The organism is Ruegeria sp. BHSA118, from assembly GCF_059613405.1.
This window is the reverse complement of sequence record NZ_JBXWSM010000140.1, coordinates 1-2343: the sequence shown is the minus strand read 5'-3', so window position 1 is coordinate 2343 and position 2343 is coordinate 1. Positions and strand designations below refer to the sequence as shown.

Sequence of the window (2343 nt, the reverse complement as noted above, 5' to 3'; positions counted from 1 at the left end):
GTCAAACCTATCCTTCTGACTCCGGCGCCCTAAACTGTTGCAGCGAATTCAGCCAAAGACGGAGAAGCCAAATGTCAAACGCACCCATCATTGCCCGGAAATCGCCATTTCCGGTCGAGGTCGTCGAGGGAAAAACCTATTTCTGGTGCGCCTGCGGAAAATCCAGCCGCCAGCCGTTTTGCGACGGATCGCACAAAGGCACCGGGTTAGAGCCTGTGAAATATACAGCGGAAAACAGTAAAAAGGTCTTCTTTTGTGGGTGCAAACACAGCTCTAAGTCACCTTTGTGCGACGGAACGCACAACGGGCTTTGATCAGGTTTTCAACCCATTCAATATCTCGGCATTCGGGCAAAAATCCGGTGCAGTGGCCGCTGTGCCCTGTTGCCGGGCAAGCCAAAACTCGCATTGCACATCACATCCGGCAGCTCGGCACCGCGTGACAAGTTCGGCGTATTTTTCGGGCGAAAGGCGTCCTTCGGCCATCGCTTCGGTCATTGAAATGCCCATACAGCGTGAAACCGAGCGTGTAAGCCAGAAGTGCTTTTCGATTTTCCCCAACGCGACCTGAGTCATCAAACGTGTTCCACCTGCTTGGCCTTGATGGCGGCAAAGTATTTGCGATTCGGGCATGTCGACGGTGCATGTTCAACCTGCTCGCGCCGTTCCAACCATTCCGGACAGTCCTTGGCCCAGGAACAGCCGCGACACTGCTGCACGATATCAGCCCATTCTTCCTGTTTCAGATGACCTTTCCGATAGGCCGCGGCCAAGTCGGTTCCGGTTGCTTGCCCCATACGCAACACCAAACGCAGATGGGTCATGATTTCGCCCAGACGTGTCATGGCACACCTTTACGTCAAGGCAGGAGATTGTGGAGCAATTCCTGATTTCGGCAGTATTCGGGCGTCCGCCGAGCAGATCTGGGATTGTTCAGCAAACTCTTGCAGTGATCCGGGTTCGGGCAGTCGGTACAGCGCAAAACAGCATCAGAAATCTGGTCCACGGAAACGGCACCGTCAATTGCGGCTTCCTCAAGATCAATATCCAGCATTCTGGCCATATCGTCCACCAATCCGGCATGCAGGCGCAGGGTCTCTTGGGTGGGCATGCTGTTTCCTTTCGCTTTCACGCTGTGTCCAAAGGGTAGCGCATCCGCGAGGGCAAACATTGACTCAGGTCAAGATTGGACGCCGATATGATCCAGATAGGCCCGCGTGGCATCCTGAACACGGCGAAAGCGATCCCCGCCCAGTTTCTTGCCGCCGTACCAACGGGTGACGATGATCACGTGGTTTTCCAATCCGGCGCGTTCGATCATCCGAAGGATCACCATGCCCGCGCCGCTTTCCCCGTCATCAGCTTTCAATGCGCCGGTCGGCAAGGCCGCAGCCCAGGTGTTGTGGGTGGCCTTGGCATAGCTCTTGTCGGATTTCAAATGGTTCAGAACGGCATCGATTTCAGCCCGCGTCGTGACCTGCGCCCCGGACACCGCGTATTTCGAGCCGCGATCCGTCAGGACGACACCCAGACATGTAAGTTCGGTCATTGGGACAGACCCAACTGCTCTGCCGTTTCCAGCACGATCTGCACACGTTGTGCATTGGGCGGGTGGGTTCCCAGAAACCTGTCACCGGGATCCGGGATACGATCAAAGAACCTTGCCCCGACCAACGGATTGTATCCCGCATTATACGTGATGATGGTTCCCAACTGGTCTGCCTCCAGTTCAAAGTCTTTCACATAAGCCTGAACGCCAACCTGCGCGCCCAGCTTTTGTGCCTCTTCAATGGCGACGGCGTCCCCGCCGCGCAACTTTGCCACCCGCCCGAACTCGGCCGCGCTGGCGCTGGCGATTTCACTCTGCCTGGCGATGTGCCCCAACACGTGGTGGGCTGCTTCATGCCCCATGACAAACGCCAGTTCATCTGCGTTCTGGGTGGATTCGATCATCGAGCGGGTGAATATGATCACCGGCTGCTTGTTTTCATCCAGCGTCTGGAATGCATTGACAGAAGCCCGAGAGTTCAGGTCAACAAGAATCCGGAAGTCGCAATTCTGCCCGGTCGTCTGTTTCAGACACTGGCTGCGGGCTTCGGCCCCAACGGCGCGACTGACCTCTCGGAAGGTTTGCACCATCGGTTCGGCCTCTGGCTCGTCCCCCAGCCATTCCTCCGCGGGTTGGACACGCAAGGCCCCCTCTCCACACGCCGCAAGCAGCAGGGACAGCAATAAAACAAACCATCTGTGCATGTCATATCCTTTGAGACCGAATGGCCGTGATTTCAACATAGTACGACCATGCCGGCGAAACCACACCGCCAGTTCAACGAACGGCTTGCAT

The 2343-nt window shown here is 56.4% G+C and carries 6 protein-coding genes; 1 reads left to right on the top strand and 5 read right to left on the bottom strand.

Annotated elements, in window-relative coordinates; translation table 11 throughout:
• The first annotated feature begins 71 nt into the window (after positions 1–71).
• A complete protein-coding gene (locus AC2FNN_RS21390) occupies positions 72–314 on the top strand; it encodes a CDGSH iron-sulfur domain-containing protein (protein WP_496760505.1) in 243 nt (80 codons plus the stop codon).
• Here the strand turns inward: AC2FNN_RS21390 and AC2FNN_RS21385 are convergent, their stop codons facing one another.
• The 5 genes from AC2FNN_RS21385 to AC2FNN_RS21365 all read right to left on the bottom strand — a co-directional run bounded on the left by AC2FNN_RS21385 (position 315) and on the right by AC2FNN_RS21365 (position 2252).
• On the bottom strand, positions 315–575 hold the full coding sequence (locus AC2FNN_RS21385; protein WP_496760503.1) for a DUF6455 family protein: 261 nt from the start codon (positions 573–575) through the stop codon (positions 315–317).
• Positions 575–844 (bottom strand): DUF6455 family protein, encoded by a 270-nt coding sequence (locus AC2FNN_RS21380; protein ID WP_496760502.1) that lies wholly within the window; start codon positions 842–844, stop codon positions 575–577. The genes AC2FNN_RS21385 and AC2FNN_RS21380 overlap by 1 nt, the downstream gene beginning before the upstream one ends.
• A 14-nt stretch (positions 845–858) precedes the next feature.
• A complete protein-coding gene (locus AC2FNN_RS21375; protein WP_496760500.1) occupies positions 859–1110 on the bottom strand; it encodes a DUF6455 family protein in 252 nt (83 codons plus the stop codon).
• 69 nt (positions 1111–1179) lie between these two features.
• Complete coding sequence (locus AC2FNN_RS21370) at positions 1180–1548, bottom strand: YigZ family protein (RefSeq protein WP_496760498.1); 369 nt, start codon at positions 1546–1548, stop codon at positions 1180–1182.
• Entirely contained in the window at positions 1545–2252 is a 708-nt protein-coding gene (locus tag AC2FNN_RS21365; RefSeq protein ID WP_496760497.1) for a M48 family metallopeptidase, read from the bottom strand. Before AC2FNN_RS21365 ends, AC2FNN_RS21370 begins: the two co-directional genes overlap by 4 nt.
• Positions 2253–2343 lie beyond the last annotated feature (91 nt).